General features: G+C 54.3%; 1 protein-coding gene. It reads left to right on the top strand.

Going from position 1 to position 418, the window contains the following annotated elements; translation table 11 throughout:
• On the top strand, nt 1–418 hold a 418-nt coding region (locus QSJ59_RS24300), incomplete at both ends, for a hypothetical protein (RefSeq protein ID WP_285762098.1).

Consider the following 418-nt stretch of genomic DNA (forward strand, 5'->3'; position numbering starts at 1 on the left):
TGCCGACTGGAACAACCAACGCCCGGTCGACCTAGAAAACTTCGCTTCTTCCCAAAACACCCTCACCGCAGCCCCCACCAACGAAATCCAACAACTCAAGAGCGTCGCACCCCTCCTCAAACACTCCGGCGATCGAACCATCCAGAAAATCCTCGACGCCTACAACAACAACACCCTCACCCAACTCGCCAAAGACAAAAACTTCCACCCGAAAGTGGACCTCAACAACACCGGAAAAACAAAACGACTCGAAAGCTCCGCCGACAAAACCAGATTCCTCAGCCAGGTCATTGCCGACTGGAACAACCAACGCCCGGTCGACCTAGAAAACTTCGCTTCTTCCCAAAACACCCTCACCGCAGCCCCCACCAACGAAATCCAACAACTCAAGAGCGTCGCACCCCTCCTCAAACACTCC

This window comes from Nocardiopsis ansamitocini (genome assembly GCF_030268225.1).
Taxonomy (GTDB): Bacteria; Actinomycetota; Actinomycetes; order Streptosporangiales; family Streptosporangiaceae; genus Nocardiopsis_D; species Nocardiopsis_D ansamitocini.